This window comes from uncultured Desulfovibrio sp. (assembly GCF_949282365.1).
Classification (GTDB): domain Bacteria; phylum Desulfobacterota; class Desulfovibrionia; order Desulfovibrionales; family Desulfovibrionaceae; genus Desulfovibrio.
Genome location: NZ_CASDOY010000035.1, coordinates 1 through 20573 on the forward strand (window position 1 = coordinate 1; position 20573 = coordinate 20573).

Annotated in this window: 12 protein-coding genes; 5 read left to right on the forward strand and 7 right to left on the reverse strand. The window is 69.9% G+C overall.

Annotated elements, in window-relative coordinates; genetic code table 11:
* Nucleotides 1-1095: 1095 nt before the first annotated feature.
* The gene (locus tag Q1X76_RS07390) at nucleotides 1096-1935 is read left to right on the forward strand and encodes a GNAT family N-acetyltransferase (RefSeq protein WP_300718990.1); all 840 of its coding nucleotides are present in this window, start codon (nucleotides 1096-1098) and stop codon (nucleotides 1933-1935) included.
* A 315-nt stretch (nucleotides 1936-2250) separates the two neighbouring features.
* Here the strand turns inward: Q1X76_RS07390 and hemW are convergent, their stop codons facing one another.
* On the reverse strand, nucleotides 2251-3417 hold the full coding sequence (hemW, locus tag Q1X76_RS07395) for a radical SAM family heme chaperone HemW (RefSeq protein WP_300718991.1): 1167 nt from the start codon (nucleotides 3415-3417) through the stop codon (nucleotides 2251-2253).
* Nucleotides 3418-3605: 188 nt separating this feature from the next.
* Here hemW and Q1X76_RS07400 point away from each other — a divergent pair, with 188 nt between their 5' ends.
* The 4 genes from Q1X76_RS07400 to panB all read left to right on the forward strand — a co-directional run bounded on the left by Q1X76_RS07400 (nucleotide 3606) and on the right by panB (nucleotide 8247).
* The gene (locus tag Q1X76_RS07400) at nucleotides 3606-5105 is read left to right on the forward strand and encodes a leucyl aminopeptidase (protein WP_300718992.1); all 1500 of its coding nucleotides are present in this window, start codon (nucleotides 3606-3608) and stop codon (nucleotides 5103-5105) included.
* Complete coding sequence (gene cobA / locus Q1X76_RS07405; protein WP_300718993.1) at nucleotides 5106-6623, forward strand: uroporphyrinogen-III C-methyltransferase; 1518 nt, start codon at nucleotides 5106-5108, stop codon at nucleotides 6621-6623. It begins immediately after the preceding gene.
* Nucleotides 6624-6626: 3 nt separating this feature from the next.
* On the forward strand, nucleotides 6627-7301 hold the full coding sequence (gene purN, locus Q1X76_RS07410; protein WP_300718995.1) for a phosphoribosylglycinamide formyltransferase: 675 nt from the start codon (nucleotides 6627-6629) through the stop codon (nucleotides 7299-7301).
* A 124-nt stretch (nucleotides 7302-7425) separates the two neighbouring features.
* Entirely contained in the window at nucleotides 7426-8247 is an 822-nt protein-coding gene (gene panB, locus Q1X76_RS07415) for a 3-methyl-2-oxobutanoate hydroxymethyltransferase (RefSeq protein ID WP_300718996.1), read from the forward strand.
* Nucleotides 8248-8663: 416 nt separating this feature from the next.
* Here the strand turns inward: panB and ggt are convergent, their stop codons facing one another.
* From ggt to Q1X76_RS07445, 6 genes are all read right to left on the reverse strand, one after another.
* On the reverse strand, nucleotides 8664-10427 hold the full coding sequence (gene ggt, locus Q1X76_RS07420; RefSeq protein ID WP_300718997.1) for a gamma-glutamyltransferase: 1764 nt from the start codon (nucleotides 10425-10427) through the stop codon (nucleotides 8664-8666).
* Nucleotides 10428-10836: 409 nt separating this feature from the next.
* Nucleotides 10837-12132, reverse strand: coding sequence for an amidohydrolase (locus Q1X76_RS07425; protein WP_300718998.1), 1296 nt, complete (start codon nucleotides 12130-12132; stop codon nucleotides 10837-10839).
* Between the two features lie 2 nt (nucleotides 12133-12134).
* The gene (locus tag Q1X76_RS07430; protein WP_300719000.1) at nucleotides 12135-15620 is read right to left on the reverse strand and encodes a DEAD/DEAH box helicase; all 3486 of its coding nucleotides are present in this window, start codon (nucleotides 15618-15620) and stop codon (nucleotides 12135-12137) included.
* Between the two features lie 557 nt (nucleotides 15621-16177).
* The gene (locus Q1X76_RS07435; RefSeq protein ID WP_300719002.1) at nucleotides 16178-17089 is read right to left on the reverse strand and encodes a TIGR00269 family protein; all 912 of its coding nucleotides are present in this window, start codon (nucleotides 17087-17089) and stop codon (nucleotides 16178-16180) included.
* 613 nt (nucleotides 17090-17702) lie between these two features.
* A complete protein-coding gene (locus tag Q1X76_RS07440; RefSeq protein WP_300719004.1) occupies nucleotides 17703-18653 on the reverse strand; it encodes an aminotransferase class IV in 951 nt (316 codons plus the stop codon).
* A 577-nt stretch (nucleotides 18654-19230) separates the two neighbouring features.
* Nucleotides 19231-20277, reverse strand: coding sequence for an aspartate-semialdehyde dehydrogenase (locus Q1X76_RS07445; protein WP_300719005.1), 1047 nt, complete (start codon nucleotides 20275-20277; stop codon nucleotides 19231-19233).
* Between the last annotated feature and the right edge of the window lie 296 nt (nucleotides 20278-20573).

Sequence of the window (20573 nt, forward strand, 5' to 3'; positions counted from 1 at the left end):
CGTCATGTGGGAAAGTAGGCCGCTGCCAAAGATTCTTCCAGACCCCCTTGCCGCTCAGAGCGCGAGGGGGTCTTTTGCGTTCAGGGATGTTTCCCTGAGGCCCTCCTGCCCTGAGCCCTTTCCGGCACTGTCCCTCCCCGGCCTTTCCCGCATCCGCATGACAGTGTCTGTGGCTTCGGATAACGCCCGTTCTCCTTCTTCTCTTGCTTCTCTTTCTTCTTGTTTTTTGCCGTGCGGAGATAGCGCAATGTGAATAGCTTTTCCCTCAGCTGCCCCTTTCAGCTTCGTTTGGGAGCTGGCTAACGCCGGGGAGCCCTCTTTTATGTTGCCGGCGCAGCCTTTGCCGGGCGAAGGTTTGCCGCCTGCTGGCGGCTTCGGCCCGGCCTCCGGGCCTGGTCGCCTGCGCGGCGAGGCGGCAGGGGGCCGGGGGATGGGCTCCCCCAGGCCCCCTGCACCCCCTGCCCCGCCCTGGGTCCCGGAAATACCAGGGCGCGCCGGGGCGGGCGGCACAGCGCCTTCGGCGCACGCCGCCCAATCGGCGCGCTCGATTGCTGGGAAAGGGACTCTGAGCAGGCAGTAGAAGTTGCATGTACATGCCCTGCTGCGCTGTTTGCGGGGCCGAATCGCGCTAACGGCTGCATGGACGCGGCGCTGATCACCATGTGCGACGTCTGCTTCTTTAAGGAATGGAGACGTTGCGGCTGCTGCGACGGAGGTACACTACAGATGGATCCCGAGCTTGTCCTCCGGCGCGCTCAATAGAGGTTTTCCTTCTCGTGTACGGCATCCCGCTGCCGCCAGGAGCGCGTGTCGCGAATAAAGCGCGTTTGGGGAGGGAAGTGGGGGAGGAGACCCCTTTGGGTACCGGCAAAGGTCCCCCCTCATGGAAACATGACGGACGTTTTTTACCGACCTGTCAGCTACAAAGGGGCCCTTCCCCCGCATATAAAGGAACTCCCCGTCCTTCCCGGGTGGCGACCGCAAGGATCTGCAGACAGTGGCCACAGTGTCCGGTGATCAGGTTCGGCTGGACAGGAGGCGCGGAACGGGGCACTGTCCCCTGCGCAAGGCAATATGAGAGAGGGAGTGTGGACCATGCTGGAGATTCTGACGGAGCGCTGCTGTCTGCGGCCCATGAAGGATGCTGATTTTCCCGCCCTGAGCCGCTATCTGCAGGACCCGGAAGTGATGTACGCTTACGGGCATGCCTTCAGTGACCGGGAGGTCTGGGACTGGCTGCGGCGACAGCAGGCCCGGTATGCCGTGCCGGGCTACGGGGCGCTGGCGCTGGAGCTGCGCGCCACGGGCGAGATGATCGGCCAGTGCGGCATCACCCTGCAACCGTGCGAGGGCGTGACCTCTTGCATCCGCACGGCAAGCGGGCACAGCGCAGCTGACCAGACCGGCGACGGCCAGGAGGACGCTGCGGCAGCAGCCTCCAGTGAACAGGCCCCGGTGGGAGATGTGCCGGGACAGAGGGGGGACGCGGCAGTGCCGCCCGGCGAATCGCCGTCCAATGAGGCGTCGTCCGGGGAGCTGTCGCCCCAAAAGCTGCCGTCCGGCGAGAAGGCGGCCGGGGCAGGGACCGCCGGGCCGCTCAGCAGGAGCATCTGCACGACGCCCCGCAGCATCCGGGTGCCGGAGGTGGGCTATCTGCTGGCCAAACGATACTGGCATCAGGGCTATGCCACGGAAGCGGCCCTCGCCTGCACTGAGTTCGCCTTCGATGTCCTGGGCCTGCCGGAAGTCTTTGCCTGCATCCGGGAAAACAATCATCCTTCTCGCGCGGTGGCCCGGCGCAACGGCATGGAGGTCTGCGGACGTTTCCTCCGGCACTATGCCGGGCAGGACATGGAACATGTGCTCTATGTGGCGCGCAGGGAGGACTGGCGGCCTGTACGCGGCCCGGCAGCGGCCGCCGGCCTGCAGCGGTGATGATGTTTTTTCGCCTCCTGCGGGAAACGGCCATGCGTCCGGCGCGCGGTCCGGTGGTGCCGGGCGCCATACGCCCGGGAAAGGGCCGTCCTGCCTCCGCCTGCCGTGACAGGTGTGGAGGCCCGCGCAATCAAAGCGGGGTGGAGGCCTTCTTTCGCGCAGTCGTTCCAGGGGCGGGGCCGGCATCCGCAGCCGCACGTCACGGCGTTCGCCGAGCGCCTGTCGTTCCAGGGGCGGGGTAAGCCATGCCGGCGGCATGACCATACCGGCGTGCCGTGTCTTTCCCGTCACCTCTTGCCTGTCCCGCCTCTGGCGCTACAGGCCCAGTTCGTCCAGCCGCTCAAAAAGATCGGCCACCACGGCATTGGAGACCAGCAGGCCCCGCGGCGTGAGGGCCAGACGGCCGCCGGCCGTACGGGCCAGTCCGGCGCGTTCCAGTCCACGGGCCCAGCGCCCGTGGTCAGCCTCGAAATCCCGGCCGCTGAGGGTCGTGTATTCCGCCAGTTCGAAGCCCGCGCAGGTGCGCAGGGCCAGCATGAGCCGTTCTTCCAGGCGGATGTGCGGCGTGATGGCTTCCGCGTCGTGATCCGGGCGTCCGGCGTCGATGTCGGCCTGCCAGCGCATCTGGTCGGGCGTATCGGTCCAGCGGCGGCCGTCCAGGGTGGAGGTGGCCGCCGGGCCCAGGCCCAGATAGTCGGCGCCGGTCCAGTAGCCCAGATTGTGACGGCTGCAAAAGCCGGGCCGGGCGTAGTTGGAGATCTCGTACTGTTCCAGACCGTGCGCGGCCAGCAGGCGGATGCCTTCCAGGAACATGCGTTCCTGCGCGCCCTCCTCCGGCAGGGCCAGGCGTCCGGCGGCGTGCTCGCGTTCCAGCGGCGTGCCGCTCTCCAGGGTCAGTCCGTAGGCCGAGATGTGTTCCGGCTCCAGCCGCAGGGCCTCCTCCAGCGTGCCCAGCCAGTGGGCCACGTCCTGTCCGGGCAGGCCCCACATGAGATCCAGGCCCAGGTTCCGGCAGCCCGCGGCCCGCAGATGGTCCACGGCCCGCAGCACGTCGGCGCGCCGGTGCGGCCGTCCCAGCCGGGAGAGCAGGGCATCGTCCAGGCTCTGCACGCCCAGGGAGATGCGGTTGACGCCCGCCGCCAGATACCCGTCCACGGCCCGGCGGGCCAGCAGGGATTCGGGATTGGCCTCCATGCTGATCTCGGCCCCGGCGGCCAGATGGAAGTGCCTGTCGATGCGTTCCAGCACCGCGCCCTGGAAGTCCGGCGGCAGCAGGCTGGGCGTACCGCCGCCGAAGAAGACGCTCTCCACCGGCCGTCGTCCCAGACGGGCGGCCCAGAGGTCCAGCTCGCGCAGCAGGCAGGTCCGGTAGGCCGCCACCTGCGGCGAGGCATCGGGCGAGGCAGGGCCCAGCGGCAGGGAATGGAAGGCGCAGTAGCGGCAGCGGGAGCGGCAGAAAGGGACGTGGATATAGACGAGCATGGCGGAACGGGGCGCGGCTGGGCGCGGGCTGCGGTACGGGCCGGAGGCCCCGGGACGGCAAAGCGCCTCGCGGCTTGGCAAAAACGACGGCACAGCGTATATTCTGCTCCTCGTGATGGCAATCCCCGCCATTGCCCGTCGTCCCGCGCTGCGGGGCGGCCGTTCATCTCGATGCTTCGGAGAAAGATATGGACATCCGTTTTCAATGCCTCGGCCCTGACCAGTGGAAGGCCGAGATTCTCATAGTGCCCGTCTGCCAGGGCGAGGACATGCTGGAAGCCTGCCCCGCGCTGGACAAGGTGGCGCCCTGGCTGGCCATCGCGCCCGCCATGCGCGACTTCCAGGGCAGGAAGGGCCAGCAGGCCCTGCTGCACGGCCACCCCGACCTGCGCGTGCCGCGCGTGCTGGCCGTGGGCCTGGGCGCGCGCGAGCACCTGACCATGGACGATATCCGCACGGCCGTGGCGGCCGGTGTGCAGCGCGCCCATGAGCTGGGCCTGGGATCCATCCTGCTGCTGGAACCCCAGCTGGCCACCCTGCCCGGCGGCCGTGAGCGGCTGGTGGAAGAAAGCGTCTACGCCGCCTGCCTGGCCCTGTACAAATACGACCTGAAAAAGCCCGATGCGGAGGCCCCCGCCGCGCCCCAGTGGCTGGCCGTGGCCTTTGATGGCGAGTTCGTGCCCGACGGCGGCCAGCAGGCCGCCCGGCGCGGCGAACGCGCGGCCGAGGCCGTGTGCCTGGCCCGCCGTCTGGACAATACGCCCGCCAACCTGCTTTCTCCCGCCCTGCTGGCCGAGGAAGCGCGGAAACAGGCCGCCGCGGCCGGTCTCAAATGCACGGTGCTGGACGAGAAGGACCTGGCCGAAGCGGGCATGAACTGCCTGCTGGCCGTGGGCCAGGGCTCGGCCTGCCCTCCGCGCCTCATCGTGCTGGAACACGCGCCCGGGGGGCATGAGCAGGACAAGCCCCTGGTGCTGGTGGGCAAGGGCATCACCTTCGATACCGGCGGCATCTGCCTCAAGCCCGCGGCCAACATGCATGCCATGAAGGGCGACATGAGCGGGGCCGCCGCCGTGCTGGCCACCCTGGTGGCCTGCGCCGGGGACGAGCTGCCCCGCCGCGTGGTGGGCCTCATGGCCTGCGCCGAGAACATGCCCGGCGGCCATGCCATGCGTCCCGGCGACGTGGTGCGCGCCGCGTCCGGCGATACGGTGGAGATCCAGAACACCGACGCCGAAGGCCGTCTGGCCCTGTGCGACGCCCTGGACCATGCCCAGAAGCAGTGGACGCCCGCGGCCGTGGTGGACATCGCCACCCTGACCGGCGCCTGCGCCGTGGCCCTGGGCACCCAGGTGGCGGGCCTGTTCTGCGACGACGAGGCCCTGGCCGAACGCATCCGCGCCGCCGGCGGCGTGGGCGGCGAGAATTACTGGCCCCTGCCCCTGTGGAAGGGCTATGAAGACAACCTCAAGAGCGAGGTGGCGGACATCTGCCACATGGGCCCGCGCGAAGGCGGGGCCATCCACGCGGCGCTCTTCCTCAAGCATTTCGTGCGCGAGGGCGTGCGCTGGGCGCATCTGGACATCGCGGGCGTGGACTGGGCAACCAAGAAGACGGCGCTCTGCCCCGTGGGTTCCACGGGCTTCGGCGCGCGCACCTTGCTGGAACTGGCGCGTGGAGGCGTATAAATGAAGGTCTATCTTATCGGAGCCGGTCCCGGCGATGCCGGGCTGCTGACCCTGAAGGGCCGTGACGCGCTGGCCTGCGCGGACGTGGTGGTCTATGACGCACTGGCCAACGACTCGCTGCTGGGCCACGCCCGCCCCGATGCGGAACGCATCTATGTGGGCAAGGTGGCGGGCGATCACGCCCTGCCCCAGCACGAGATCAACGCCCTGCTGGTGCGCAAGGCCAGGGAAGGCAAGGTGGTGGCCCGCCTCAAGGGCGGCGACCCCTACATCTTCGGACGCGGCGGCGAAGAGGCCGAGGAACTGCTGGCCGCAGGCGTGCCCTTTGAGGAAGTGCCCGGCATCAGCAGCACCATCGCGGCCCCGGCCTATGCGGGCATCCCGCTGACCCACCGCAATTTCGCCTCGTCGGTGACCATCATCACCGGGCACGAGAACCCGGACAAGCCCGGCTCCGTGCACAACTGGAAGGCCCTGGCCGCCAGCGCCTCCACCCTGGTCTTCGTCATGGGCATGAAGAACCTGCCCGACATCGCCCGGCACCTGCTGGACGCGGGCATGGATCCCGATACCCCGGCCGCCCTGGTCTATCGCGGCACCACGCCGCACCAGCGCAGCCTGGTGGCCACCATCGCCACCCTGCCCCGGGCCGCCGTGGACAACAACTTCAGCAATCCCTCGGTCATCGTGGTGGGCAAGGTCTGCTCCCTGCACGACCAGCTGGGCTGGTTCGAGCAGCGGCCGCTCTTCGGGCGCAGCATCGTGGTCACCCGGGCGCGCGAACAGGCCAGCGGTCTGGCCCAAAGCCTGACCGAACTGGGGGCCAACGTCATCCAGTGCCCCACCATCGAGATCAGCCCCCTGGCCGACTACAGCGAGCTGGACGCCGCCGTGGCCCGTCTGGGCGAATACGGCTGGATCATCTTCACCTCGGTCAACGGCGTGCGCCACTTCTGGCAGCGTCTGGCCGCCTGCGGCCGCGACAGCCGCGCCATCGGCCCGTGCAAGGTGGCCGCCATCGGCCCGGCCACGGCCGACGCCCTGCGCGAGCGCGGCATCGAGCCCGACTTCATCCCGGCCCGCTATGTGGCCGAGGGCGTGGTGGAAGGCCTGCTGGCCCTGGGGCCCGTCAAGGGCGTGAAGATGCTCCTGCCCCGCGCCGCCAGGGCCCGCGAGGTCCTGCCCGACGAGCTGCGCAAGGCAGGCGCGCAGGTGGACGTCATCGCCGCCTACGAGACCGTGCCCGCCGCCACGCGCAAGGACGAGGTGCTGGCCGCCATGCGGGCCGGTACCCTGGACTGCGTGACCTTCGGCTCCTCGTCCACGGTGGAGAACTTCCTGTCCCTGATCCCGGCGGAAGAGCTGCGCGCCCATCCCGAAGTGGAGCTGGCCGCCATCGGCCCGGTCACGGCCCGCACCCTGGCCGCCCACGACCTGCCCTGCCATATCCAGCCCGAAGCCTACACCATCCCCGCGCTGGTGGAGGCCCTGAAAGAGCACTACAGCCCGCAGAGGTGAACCATGGCCCTGAAAATCGCCATCCTGGCTTCCGGCAGCGGCACCAATGCCCAGTCCATGATCGACAAGGCCGCCCAGGGCGTGCTGGATGTGGATATCCGCCTCATCGCGGGCAACCGTCCCGGCGCCAGGGTCTTCGAGCGGGCCGAGAAGGCGGGCATCCCGCATGTCTGCATCGACCACAAGGCCTTTGCCGACCGTGAGAGCTTCGACCGCGAGATGGTGGCCGCCATCAAGGCCTCCGGCGCGGAATATGTGGTGCTGGCGGGTTACATGCGCCTGTTGACCAGCGGCTTTTTGCAGGCCTTCCCCGGCCGGGTCATCAACATCCATCCCGCCATCCTGCCCAGCTTTCCGGGCGCGCACGGCGGGCCCGATGCCCAGGCCTACGGCGTGAAGATCACGGGCTGCACCGTGCATTTCGTGGAAGAGCTGGTGGACAGCGGCCCGGTCATCATCCAGGCCGCGGTGCCGGCCAATGCCGGCGAGGAGCTGGACACGCTCATGGGCCGCATCCATCCGCTGGAGCACCGCATCTATCCGCAGGCCCTGCAATGGCTGGCCGAAGGCCGCCTGCGCGTGGAAGGCCGCCAGGTCTTCCTGGCCCCGGCCGCACGCAGGACCGTGACGCCCGACGGTCCCTGGCTGGTCTGGCCGCCGCTGGAAGAAGGCTTTTAACCATCCTGTTCGTCAGGCGGGGAAGGGGGGTCCCTTTCCCCGCCTTTTTTGCATTTGCATGCGGGCCAGGGCCCGCTTCTTTTCCGGGCGGGGCCGCGCCTGCCCGCCGCAGAGGGATGCTGCCATGAAACAGACCGCCGTCACCTTCCGTCAGGCCAAGGGACAACGCAAACTGGCCATGCTCACCGCCTATGACGCCACCATCGCCCGGCTCATGGACGAGAGCGTGGACGCCGTGCTGGTGGGCGACTCGCTGGGCATGGTCATGCTGGGCCAGCCCGACACCCTGAGCGTGACCATGGAGCAGATGGTCCACCACTGCGCCGCCGTGGCCCGTGGCCTGACCCGGCCCCTGCTGGTCTGCGACATGCCCTTCATGTCCTACCACCTCTCGCCGCAGCAGGCCTGCGCCAATGCCGGACGGCTGGTGCAGGAGGGCCGGGCCCAGGCCGTGAAGCTGGAAGGCGGCCGCCATTTCTGCCCGCAGGTGGAAGCCGTCGTGCGGGCCTCCATCCCGGTCATGGGCCATCTGGGCCTCACGCCGCAATCCCTGCACAGCATGGGCGGCTACAAGGTGCAGGGCCGGGGCCGGGAAGCGGCGCAGGCCCTGCTGGACGATGCCCGGGCCCTGGAACAGGCGGGCGTCTTCGCCATCGTGCTGGAATGCGTGCCCGCGCCGCTGGCCGCGCTGGTCAGCCGCAGCGTCGGCGTGCCCACCATCGGTATCGGCGCGGGGCCGGACTGTGACGGCCAGGTGCTGGTCTGGCAGGACATGCTGGGCATGGTGGACGGCCTTTCGCCCAAGTTCGTCAAGCATTACGCCGAACTGGGCACGGCCATGCGCCAGGCCTTCCGGGCCTATGCCGACGAGGTGCGCGCGGGCGTCTTCCCGGCGGCGGAACATGCCTACGGCATGGACGAGAAGGATCTGGAAAAGCTGTACTGAGCCGGTGCCCCTGCGGGCTGCCGATGCCCGCGCCAGTGGCTGTTATTGGGGGACGGGGGGATCCCTTTGGCGAGCGCGCAAAGAAGGTCCCCCGCCCCAAGCCCCCACCCCTTCCCCAAACGCGCTTTGGCAGGAGGATGGGAGGCCGCGGCAAGACTACGGCTTTCCTTGTGGCGAAGGTCTCCCGCAGAGGCGAAGAAAACGCGGCTAAGGTGGCATGTCCCCGCATGCTCCTTGCCCATGGACACGGCTCTGAAACAACGAAGCGCCCCGGCATTGCCGGGGCGCTTCACGTCCGCATGGTGGAGGCCCTCCAGCCGGGCAACGTCTCCCGCGCTATTGCCCTGCTGCGGCCGAAGGCAGCCGCCATAAGGCAGCCGCGCCTCCCCACCGGGAATGGCGCGCTGCCGCCCGTCCTAGTAGCCGCAGGCCAGGCCGTCGCCGCGCGGGTCCGCGCCGCCCTGGAGCACGCCTGTTTGCGGATCGATGCGGATGGCGCCCGCATGGCCCATGACGTCCGTATAATCCTCCACCCGGCGCACGGCATGGCCGCGCCGGGCCAGCTCGTCGGCCACCCCGGCGGGGATGCGGCCTTCCAGCTTGAGGTCGTTGCTGGACTTGCCCCAGGTGCGGCCGTAGAGCCAGCGGGGCGCGTCGATGGCTTCCTGCGGGCTCATGCCGTAGTCCAGCACGCGGGTGACGATGGCGGCCTGGGTCTGGGGCTGGCCTTCGCCGCCCATGGTGCCGTAGACCAGCAGGGGCTTGCCGTCCCTAAGCAGCATGGCCGGGTTCAGGGTGTGGAAGGTGCGCTTGCCGGGCATGAGGCAGTTGACGTGCGCGGGGTCGAGGGAGAAGAAGCTGCCCCGGTTCTGCAGCAGCACGCCGGTGCCCCGGGGCACGATGCCGGAACCGAAGTCATGGTAGATGCTCTGGATCAGGGACACGGCATTGCCTTCCCGGTCCACCACGCCCAGCCAGATGGTGTCGCCCTTGGGATCCAGCGGCGCAAGGCCGGTGGCGGCCCTGTCCCTGCGGATGCGGGCGGCCTGCCGTCTGCCGTGCTCCGCCGAGAGCAGGCGCTCCAGCGGGATGTCCACGAAGGCCGGATCGGAAAGGTAGGCGTCCCGGTCGAGGAAGGCCTCCTTGGTGGCCTCGATGATGAGGTGGTAGTGGTCCGCGCTGCCTTCCTCTATCTGCGACAGGTCGAAATTGTTGAGGATGTTCAGTATCTCCAGCGAGGCCATGCCCTGGGTGTTGGGCGGCAGGTTCCAGGCCCGGCAATGGCGGTAGGGCACGGAGACGGGCTCCACCCAGTCGGCCGTATGCCGGGCGAGATCCCGCATGCCGAGCAGGCCGCCGTGCTCCGCCAGCTCCGCCGTGATGGCCGCGGCGATGGAGCCCCGGTAGAACTCGTCCGGGCCCTTGTCCGCCAGCAGGGCCAGGGTGGCCGCCAGATCGGGCAGGCGCATGATCTCGCCCGTCCGGTAGGGCTTGCCCCCTTCCTTGAGATAGGCGGCGGCGAAACCGGGATAGCGCTGCAGGTCGCGGAACTCCTGATCCGTGGGGTCGGTGTCCACCCCGCTCCACCAGGCCAGCGAGGTGCTGACCGGGAAGCCCCGCTCCGCCAGCTCGCGGGCCGTGTCCAGCAGGGCGGCGAAGGAAAGCCGCGAGCCCAGGGCCGACCGGCTGTACCGCCAGGCCGCGTCCCAGCCAGAGACCACACCGGGCACGGTATTGGCGGCCAGATAGCCGCGCGCGGGGATCCTGTCCAGGCCCCGGTCGCGGTAGAAGGCGATGCAGGCCTTTTCCCCGGCACGGCCGCTGGCGTTGAGGCCCTTCATCCCGCCCGTGCGGGCATCATAGATGAGCCAGAAATTGTCGCCGCCCAGGGTGCACATCTGCGGATAGACCACGGTCAGGACGGCGGCCGTGGCCACGGCCGCGTCGATGGCCGTGCCGCCGCGCCGCAGGATGTCCAGCCCGGCCTGGCTGGCCAGATGGTGCGGCGACGTGACCATGCCGTTGCAGCTCATGGGATTCTGTCTCTGGGAAGGTGTCATGGGCGAGCTCCCTTCCCTGCGTGCTGTGGTGCCGGTGGCGGCTGCGCCGCCCCGCGTGGCCGGGATGGCCGCCGGAGAGGCCGCGGCCAGGGCCGGATACAGGAACTTTCGTCTTTCCATCAGGCGTTCCCTGGTCTGCCCGTCGCCTTTGCCGGATGGCGGCGTCCGGGATGCCGGGCAGATGCAGGATGCATGCCTTGTGCGTATTTTTTCCTGTTATCTTGAGATGTTGGCAGAACAGACAGCCGCAGGGTCCTGTTGTTTTTCGACCCGGATGTGGAAAACGGCTTTTCCCCACGCGCCCTGCCGCCGGCGGCAAGGGCTCCATAAAAGGGATCAGCCTGTCCCTACAGGGCGTTACAAAAAATATTCCCCAAGGTGGAAAAAATCAGGGCAGGCACGCGCCACCCGCGCCAGGCGGCTGTCCCGCCGGTCCTGCCCGCTGCGACGACGGCCGCTGCGGGCATCGGCCGCAGGGATGAGGGCGTTCCCTTCCCCCGACAAAATCGCGGATAGGGGGCGATACGCCCTAGCCCGCCAGCTCGCGGCAGACCCGCTCCAGCCAGCGCGCGCCGGGCCAGAGCACGCTTTCGTCGAAATCGAAGGCCGGCTGGTGATGCCCGGCCGCCAGATCGGCCCCCAGGAAGGCGTAGGCCGCCTGCCCGCCCTGCTGTTGCACGGCCCGCATCAGGGTGGTGGCGTCGTCGCTGGCGCCCATGTGCCCGTCGCTGCGGATCAGGGCCGGGGAGAAGGTCCCGCCGCCCTGGACGTCCGGCGGCAGCTGGCGGGCGCAGCGGGCCAGCAGGTCCGCCAGGGCCGCGTCGCTTTCCGCGGCAGGCGCGCCGCCCACCATATCGAGCTCCCAGTCCAGACCGTGCATGACGGCCGCGCCCTCGATGACGGCCCGGGCCCGTTGCAGCAGTTCCGCGTCGATCTCGCTGCCGGCGCCGCGCGTCTCGCAGGCCATGACGGCCGAGGCGGGCACGGTATTGCGGCTGCTGCCGCCTTCCAGACGCCCCACGCAGATGCGGCTGGGGCCGTGGCCGTGACGCGGCAGGGCATGCAGGCCCAGCAGGGCCGAGGCCGCGCCCTTGAGGGCGTCCCGTCCCTGTTCGGGGGCCGCGCCCGCATGGGCCGCCCGGCCCGTGAAGCGGACGTCGAACTTGCTGGTGGCCAGGAAGCCGCCCACGCCGGTGACCAGCGCGCCGCTGCGCGGCGCGCCCAGACCGATATGCACGGCCAGGAAAGCGCGCGCCCCGTCCACCTGCTCCAGCAGCGCGGCCGCGCCGCGCACGCCTTCCTCGGCGGGCTGGAAGAGCAGACGCACGCGATGGCGCAGGGGGGCCGCGTCCGGGGCCGTCAGCAGGGCCGCCAGCCCCAGGCCCAGCGCCATGTGGCCGTCGTGGCCGCAGGCATGGCACAGGCCCTGATGGCGGGAGGCGAAGCCTTCGCGCGCGGGCCGGTGAGCGGCGTCCGTGGCTTCGGCCAGGGGCAGGGCGTCCATGTCGCAGCGCAGCACCAGGGCCAGAGGCGCGTCCGCCGGGCCGATATCGGCCACGACGCCCGTAGCCGGGCCCATGCGCTCCAGCCAGGACGTTTCCAGTCCTTCCTCAAGGGCCCGCTGCCGGGCCTGCATCATGCGTTCCGGCGCGGGCAGGCCCTGCCGGAGGCCGGGGTCGAGGATCTCCCGGCCCACGCACGGGGCCAGGCCCATGTCCGCCAGCTGCCGGGCCACGAAGCCCGTGGTCCAGAATTCCGTCCAGCCTTCTTCCGGGTGCCGGTGCAGCTCCCGCCGCCAGAGTATGATCTTGTCCGCCGTATCCATGTTCAGTGCCTGAGATCCACGGGCACGCGCACGCGCTGCCCGGCCTTGTTGGTGAACAGCAACCAGCCGTGTTCCAGTCCGAAAAGATAGAGCCGCCGCGTCAGGTCCACATCCTTGCGGCAATAGGCGGCGATGTCGTCCAGGCGCCCTTCCCGCCACCAGCGCAGGGCCTGCAGGCCGTCGGCGCTCTTGGGCTCGCCCAGGGTGGCCTGCCCCAGATTGTCCAGGGAGACGCGGTACTTGAGACTGTCCTGCACCCGCCGCAGAAGGTCAAGGCCCGGCAGGGCGCGCAGGTCGAAGGGCGCGAAGGGCGCGAGCACCGCATAGTCGAAGCGGAAGGAATTGAAGCCCACCACCAGCCGCGCGGCGCGCATGCGGGCAAAGAGCTCCGGCAGGGCCTCCTGGGTGTAGCTGAAAAAGTCGCCGGCGCGGCTGTCATAGGCCACGGCGATGCTCACGCCCATGCTCCCGGCCTTGTGCCAGCCGCCCACCTCGGCGGCGCTGCGTCGCGTCTCCACGTCGAAGACCAGATAGTGTTCCGGCGGCCTGCCCGTGGCGCCCACACCCGGCGCGGGGGCCGTCTGCCCGGGCTGTCCCGGCTGACAGGAGCGGTCGGCGCCGCACGGGCTGTCCTTCCCGTCCGGCGGGACGGTGTGTGCCGGTGCGGCGGGAGCGGGACAGGAGCTCCGGCTGCCGGGCACGGCTGCCCCGGGTGCGGCAGCACCGGGCAGGGCAACGGCGTGCACGGCCTCGTCTCCGTAACGTCCTGCCGTGGTCCCTGCCACATGTGCGGCCGGTTGGTCCGGGTCTGGCTGCCCGGCCGCCCGCTCCGCGGCAGCCGGGAGAACGGCCACCTGAAGGGCAGACAGCGGGGCGGCGGGCGTCTGCAGGGTGGGCCCTGGAGCGGCGGGAGCCGGCACGGCGCGGGGCGGGGCTGTGGGTGCCTGGACATTGGGCGTCTGGAGGACACGGGTTGGGATGGCGGCTGCAGGTGCCGGAGCTGCCGGCGCCTGGACAACGGGTGCCGTGGCTGTGGACGCCGGGGCAGCGGCTGCCCGGACAGCGGGCGTCTGTCCGGCCCAGGCCGCCATGATGGCCGCCAGATCCGGCGCGGACTGCGGCACGGGGGCCGCGGGCGTCTGCTCCGGCTGCGGCGGCAGCAGTTCCGGCGGCGGGCTGATGCGCAGGGAGGCGCACAGGGCCTCGCCCTCGGCTTCGCCGCCGGGGGCCAGCAGATCGCGGATCAGGCGCAGGGCCCCGGCCTTGCTGATGGGCCGGTTGCCCGAGCCGCACTTGGGCGAGTGCACGCAGGAGGGGCAGCCGTCCTCGCAGGGGCAGGCCGCGATGACCGCCGCGCAGACCTCCAGCAGCTCGCGGGCCTGGCCGAAGGCCTGACGGGTCAGGCCCGCGCCGCCGGGCAGGCCGTCATAGATGAAGACGCAGGCCAGTCCGGTCTGCGGATGCAGCGGGATGGAGATGCCGCCGAAATCGTTGCGGTCGGCCATGACCAGCAGGGGCAGCATGCCGATGGCCGTATGTTCGCAGGCATGGATGGCGCCCATGAAATGCACGAAGTCTTCCTCCAGCCGCTGGCGGCAGCTCTCGGGGATGACGTACCACAGGCCCTCGGTCTCGAAGACCTGCGGCGGTGCGTCCAGGGGCACGATGGTCAGCAGGCGGTTGTCGCGCGTGCTGCGCTTCTCGTACCCGGTGATGGTGTCGATGATGCGCAGGCGGCCCCGGCAGACCACGCCGCGCCCCAGCGGACGGCGCTCGTACTCTTCGAGGATGTCCGTGCTCTTGTGGCCGCGCACGCGCGTGAACCAGTCCGTTTTGGCCTGCCGGGCCCGCACCCGGCCCGCGGCCGGGTCCATCTCCTCGATGACGTAGCTGCGGCCCCGGTGCAGATAGACCGCGCCCGCATGGGTCTCGCGCCAGGCCCGGAAACCGTCCACGGAGCCGATGACCGCGCCCTCGCTGTCCTCGATGACGAAGCTCTGTCCCGTGCCGCGCAGGTCCACCAGCCGCTGCGGCCGCTTGCGGGCGGCCAGCCACCGGCTGCCGTCGGCCGAGAGCAGCAGACGCCCCTGCGCGGCCAGGGCGCGCAGGGCCTCCTGCGCCGGGGCCGGGGCCAGCCAGGGATCGCGGGCGGAGAGGGGCAGCTCGGCGGCCGCGCATTCCAGATGCCGGGCCAGGATGACCTCGTTCCAGGGATTGACCACGGCCTTTTCTGCCGGGCGGCTGAAAAAGTCTTCGGGATGGTTCATGAAATACTGGTCCAGCGCGTCCTCGCCCGCCACCAGCACCACGGCCGATTCCTGTTGCGCGCGGCCCACGCGCCCGCCCCGCTGCAGGGTGGACATGATGGTGCCCGGATAGCCCACCAGGATGCAGACATCCAGCCCGCCGATGTCGATGCCCAGTTCCAGGGCGCTGGTGCTGACCACGGCCAGCAGCTCGCCGGAAGCCATGCGGGCCTCGATCTGGCGGCGCTCCTCGGGCAAAAAGCCCGCGCGGTAGGCGGAGATGCGGCCCGCCCACGGCCCGGTGAGGCTGCCGGCCCAGAGGCTGACCAGCTCGGTCATGCGCCGGGAGCGGCAGTAGACGATGGTGCGCAGCTTGCGGGCCAGGGCGGCGCGCAAGAGGTCGATGGCCGCCGTGGCCGGGCTTTGTTCGGGATCGAGGAAGACGTAGTGCCGCGCCCCCTGCGGCGCGCCGCTCTGGTCCACCACCACGGGCGGCCTGCGGCCGGGCATGAGGTCCAGACCGGACAGCGCGGCGGCCAGCTCGCCGGGATTGCCCACCGTGGCCGTGCAGAAGACATAGGACGGGGCCGCGCCGTAATGGGCGGCCAGCCGGTTGAGACGGCGGAACACGCCCGCCATGTGCGCGCCGAACACGCCCCGGTAGGTGTGGGCCTCGTCCACCACGATGTGGGACAGCCCGGCCAGGAAGGGGGCCCACTGTTCGTGATGCGGCAGCAGGGCCAGATGCAGCATCTCGGGATTGCTGATGAGCACCGTGGGCGGGTCGCGGCGTATCTTGCGCCGGAAATGGTCGCTGGTGTCGCCGTCGTAGAGGGCGGCCGTGGGCCGGGCCTCCCCGGGCCAACCGGAGACCAGCCGCTGCAGCCCGGCCAGCTGGTCCTGGGCCAGGGCCTTGAGCGGAAAAAGATAGAGGGCGCGGGCCTCGCTGTCGTGCAGATGGCGTTCCAGCACCGGCAGGTTGTAGATCAGGCTCTTGCCGCTGGCCGTGGGCGTGGCCACCACCACGGAGCGGCCGGCGCGGATGTGGTCCGTGGCCAGGGCCTGATGGCTGTAGAGGCCGCTCAGGCCGCGTTCGTCCAGGGTGCGGCGGATGGCCGCGGGCCAGGGCAGGCGGCTTGCCGCGTACACGGCCTCGCGCGCGGGCTCGCAGCGATGATGACGCACCTGCGGCCCCAGCTTTTCCGAGGCCAGCAGGCTGCGGATATAGTCGGCGACGCTCATGGCAGGCCTCCGCTGCGGCGGTGCGGGCCGCTGTCCCGGACAGGGCGCGCAAGACAGGCCGGATGCGCACGACCAGGCAGGCGCGCGGGGCGGGCGGCGGCGGGCAGGGGACGCGGTTCACGGCCTCCGGCCCGGGAGCCGGCACGCGGGAGCGGGCCACGGGATGCCCGTGCCTGCGGCGGTGAGGCGTCATGCCTGTCCTGTGCGGCCATGATCGTTCTCCTTGTTCGTCTGCGCGGGCGGACCGGGGTCCACCACACTCTTGATGGCGTCGTCCCGTCCCCCGGCTGCCGCGCGTCGTGCGCACCGGGCGCTCTCCGTCCGGCGGATCAGGGCGCTCCGCAGCCCGAAGGCGTCGCCCCGTCCTGCTTTTGCCGCACCTCGCGCCGCGGCACGGCGCCGTCTCCGGCAGTCGGGCACAGGGGCGGCAGGCGCATCCCCTATCCCGCGAGCCTGCGTCCGTCCCCGGGCGGGGGCCTGGCTTCGGGAGGCTATGGGCGTCGCATCCCGCCCGGCCCCGGCAGGCGGGGACAATGGCCCGGCCTCCCGGGAAGCGCCTAGCCGGCGTCGTCCCTGAGGGCCTCGCGGATGCGGCACACGCCGCACAGGTCGCCGGACGAGGTGGGATAGCCGCAGCGGGTGCAGGGGGCCAGCTCCACGCCTGTCTCGGCCTCGCGGCGGGCGAAGACCGGCCGGGCGCGGGCCAGGAAGCCCTGATAGAAGTCCAGCTTGCGGCCGGGCATGGCCGCTTCCAGGCGCTGGAGCAGGGCCTTGAGCGTGCTGAAGCTGGCGCCGGGGCTGTAGGGGCAGGGCGCGTAATGGTGTTCGATGCCCATGAGGAAGGCGTAGTTGGCGGTCTCGAATTCCGACAGGCGCCACAGGGGCTTGACCTTGCGGGCAAAACCGTCCTCGCCGTCCAGGCGCGGGCCCTGGTCCGAAAGATAGGCCGTATCCCAGCGCAGGGTATTGCTGAACAGACGCGCCACCTCGTCGTCCAGGTTGTGGCCCGTGGCCAGGGCGTCGAAACCTTCGTCCAGGGCCACCTTGTTGAAGAAATGCCGTTTGATCTTGCCGCAGGCCGAACAGACGGGGCGGTTGAGGCGCTCCTTGACCAGCGGGATGGCCAGACCCTCGGCCGCCAGTTCCCTGACCATGAGCTTCAGGCCGTGCCGGGCGCAGAAGCGCTCCACCACGGCGCGCGCCGCGGGCGAGGAGCCCGGGATGCCCAGGTCGATATGCAGGCCGGTGACGTCATAGCCCTGGCGGGAAAGCTCCAGCATCAGGGCCAGCGAATCCTTGCCGCCGGAAAGGGCCACCAGCACCCGTTCGTCACGGGTGAAGAGCTTTTGGCCTTCGATGCCCTTTTCCACCTGACGGGCAAAGAATTTGAGGTAACAGTCGGGACAGAAGGCGGCGTTGTGGCTGCGCAGGGCCACCACGGCCGTCGCCTTGCAGATCTTGCATTTCAATGGCGTCTTCCTTGGAAAGAGTGGATGCCCCGGCGTGCTCCGGCGGCATGTCATGGCAAAAACAGGAAAAAGACCCGCACGGGGCCTTCCCTGTATAAAAGACATCCCGCCCGGCGTCCAGATGACGGCAGCGGGGAGCGACGGTGGAAGGAGCGTCCGGGGGAAGGCCCCTTTGCTCGCGCCCAAAGAGGGCCTTCCCCCCGGGCCCCCATCCCCCAAACGCGCTTTACCAGAGGATAGGGGCATGCGTCACGGCCAGCGCGCGGGCATCAGGGGATGTCTCCGGTAGGTATCGTTTGCCTGCGCCCCCTGTGCGCGGGGCGTGGCATCACCTGGAAGGGAACGGGTATCAGGTACTTCCTGCGCTCCTGTGCGCGGGTCGTGGAAAAACAGCGACAGCCCGTGCGGCGGGAACATCTCCCGCCGTACCCCGCTGGGCCGTCGCCCCCTGGAGGGGCCGTCCCGGCTGACGTGCGCCGGGGAGGGGGAAGGGGGCCTCTCGCCCCGGCGGCGACCGGATGGCGGCCCGCAGGGCCGTGCCCGTTGCGACGCAGGACGCTGCGGGCGCCGGCGGCAGCGCGAGGCCCCCTTCCCCCAAAGGGCCCGTGTGAACCTAAAACGGTGTGCCGGTGGCCAGCATGTGTTCCAGCAGGGCGTCACGCAGCCAGCGGGCCACAGGGCCGGGGCGGCCGGCGTCGGGGCCCTGGCCGATGGGGCGCCCCTCGAAATGGCTGATGCCCACGCAGAGGCTGGCGCTGGTGAAGAGCAGCATCTCGCGCGCCGTGGCGATCTCGTCGCGGTGGATGGGGCGTTCCACCACGGGCAGGCGCCGGGGCGCGATCCGGCGGGCGGCCAGCATGGAGGTGCCGGGCAGGATGCGGCGGCCTTCGGGGCAGCAGAGGCGGCCTTCGGCGTCCACGATGCCCACATTGGCGATGGCGGCCTCGCCCAGATGGCCTTCCTCGTCGAAGGTCACGGCCACGTCCATGCCGCGCTGCCGGGCCTCGGCGGCCATGAAGACGTTGGGCAGGTAATTGGTGCTCTTGATGCGGGCCAGATAGTCCTGCTTGGGCGGCACGGCGCTGGCGAAGGCCGTGAGGCCCTTCGCGTAAAAGGCTTCTGTGGGCAGCTCCTTGCGCAGGGCCACCACATAGAGGCTGGAGCGCGGGCATTCCTCGGGCGAGACGCCGAAGCCGCCGGGGCCGCGCCCCACCAGCACGCGGATGTCCCCGTGATCGCTGCCCGAGGCCCGGGCCACGTCCAGGATGTGCCCGCGCAGCCCGTCCCAGGAACAGGGCGGCAGCAGGGACAGGGCGCGGCTGCCGTCGCGCAGGCGGGCCAGATGCTCCTCAAGGGCGAATATCTTGCCTTCCCGGTAGCACAGGCTTTCGAACAGGGCGTCGCCCCGGTGGCACATGTGGTCGTCCAGGGGCAGGAGCAGACAGCGCGCGTCGCGGCAGACGGCGTCCACCCGCGCGTCGTAAAAGGCCAGGATCTTGTCGGCCCCGGGCCGGGGCGCGGCCATCAGGGCCGCCATCCAGGCATCGGCATCCAGAATCTTCATGGCATCCCCGCCAAAAAGGCCGTCCCGCAGGGAAGCGGCCTGCTGTGGTTCGTGATGGGGGCGCACGCCCCCGGCGGCGCCAGCGCCGCCCGTGATGCGGTCCCGGCCGTCGGGCGTCGGGGGGCCCGGCGTTGCGGCCGCCGCTGAAACAGCTTTTTGTAGCACGAACGGCGGCGGCGGGGAATACCTTTTGCCGTTGCGGCAAAGGGCGGGGGAGGGCTTTGGCCGGGAGGCGCACCGGGCGGCCGGACGTGAAGGGCAGGCGGCCGGGATGCCGTGGCCGCCCGCATGCCCATGACCGCCGCGTATGGCGCGCCAGGGCAGACGAAAGCCACAGCCGCATGCACACGGATGCGCCATGCGGGCGCGCTCCGGGGGGCTCCCGCATGACGCCGTCCGGCGCCTGCCTCCTGCCGGTGCAGGGCCCGGCGTCGCAGTTCCGGGCCTGCCGGCGGACGGCCTTCCGCTGCGCCTGCTGGCAAGGGCCACGGGGGGACCGTTCCCCTGTCCGGCGGCGCGCAAAAAAAGGGCCCCGCCGTGGCAGGACCCTTCCCCGGATCTTTCGCTCCCGGAAAAACTAGGACATGAAGACGTTGCGGTCAGGCACGCGCACCAGGTCGCGCTTGAGCAGTTCTTCGGCGATCTGCACGGCGTTGAGGGCCGCGCCCTTGCGCACGTTGTCGGACACCACCCAGAGGTTGAGGCCGTTCTCGATGGTCTCGTCCTCGCGGATGCGGCCCACATAGGTCTCGTCGTCGCCCACGCAGTAGGCGGGCATGGGGTACATCTTCTCGCGCGGGTTGTCGAAGACGCGCACGCCCGGGGCCTGGGAGAGCAGCAGGCGGCATTCCTTGGCGGTCATCTTCTTGTGCGTCTCGATGTTCACGGATTCGGAATGGCAGTAGAACACGGGCACGCGCACGCAGGTGGCCGTGACCTTGACCGTGGGATCGTCAAAGATCTTCACGGTCTCGTTGACCATCTTCATTTCTTCCTTGGTGTAGTCGTTTTCCAGGAAGACGTCGATGTGCGGCAGCACGTTGAAGGCGATGCGGTAGGGATAGACCTTGTTCTCGGGCTCGCGCATGTTGAACAGGTCGCGGGTCTGGCGTTCCAGTTCTTCCAGGCCCTTCTGGCCCGTGCCGGAAACGGCCTGATAGGTGGAGACCACGATGCGCTTGATGCCCACGGCGTCATGGATGGGCTTGAGGGCCACCAGCATCTGGATGGTGGAGCAGTTGGGGTTGGCGATGATGCCCTGATGGGCGTCCAGATGCTGGGGGTTCACTTCGGGGACCACCAGGGGGCAGCGGTCGTCCATGCGCCACTGCGAGGAGTTGTCCACCACCACGCAGCCGGCATGGGCGGCATGGGGAGCGAATTTTTCGGAGGTGCTGCCGCCGGCGGAGAAGATGGCGATATCGATACCGTCGAAGACATCTTCTTTCAGTTCCTGCACCACCAGTTCGTCCTCGCCGAAAGGCACCTTGGTCCCGGCGGAACGGGCCGAGGCGAAGGCGCGCACTTCCGTGGCCGGAAACTGGCGCGAGTGCAGGGTTTTCAGCATTTCACGGCCCACGGCGCCCGTGGCGCCCACAACGGCAACAGTCAACTTCTTGCTCATGCTCTTTTCTCCATGCAGGGCAAATCAAAGGCGATACGGGGTCTGCGGTCGCATAGGTCCGCCCCGGCCCCTAAAGGAATTCTGACTATAGCGGGCATCATGGCAAAAGGGAAGACGTCCCGCCGGTTTCTTGCGGACAAATTTTCTGTGAAAATTTGCACAGTTAGCGTCAAATCGACGCGTGGCCGCCCTGTGTTGCGGGGCACGGTGGCGCCCTTCGCCGGTGCAAGCTGCCGGAATACGGGGCATTCTTTGGCGCATCGCGCCATACCTCCCGTGCGGGGCGGGACGTCGCG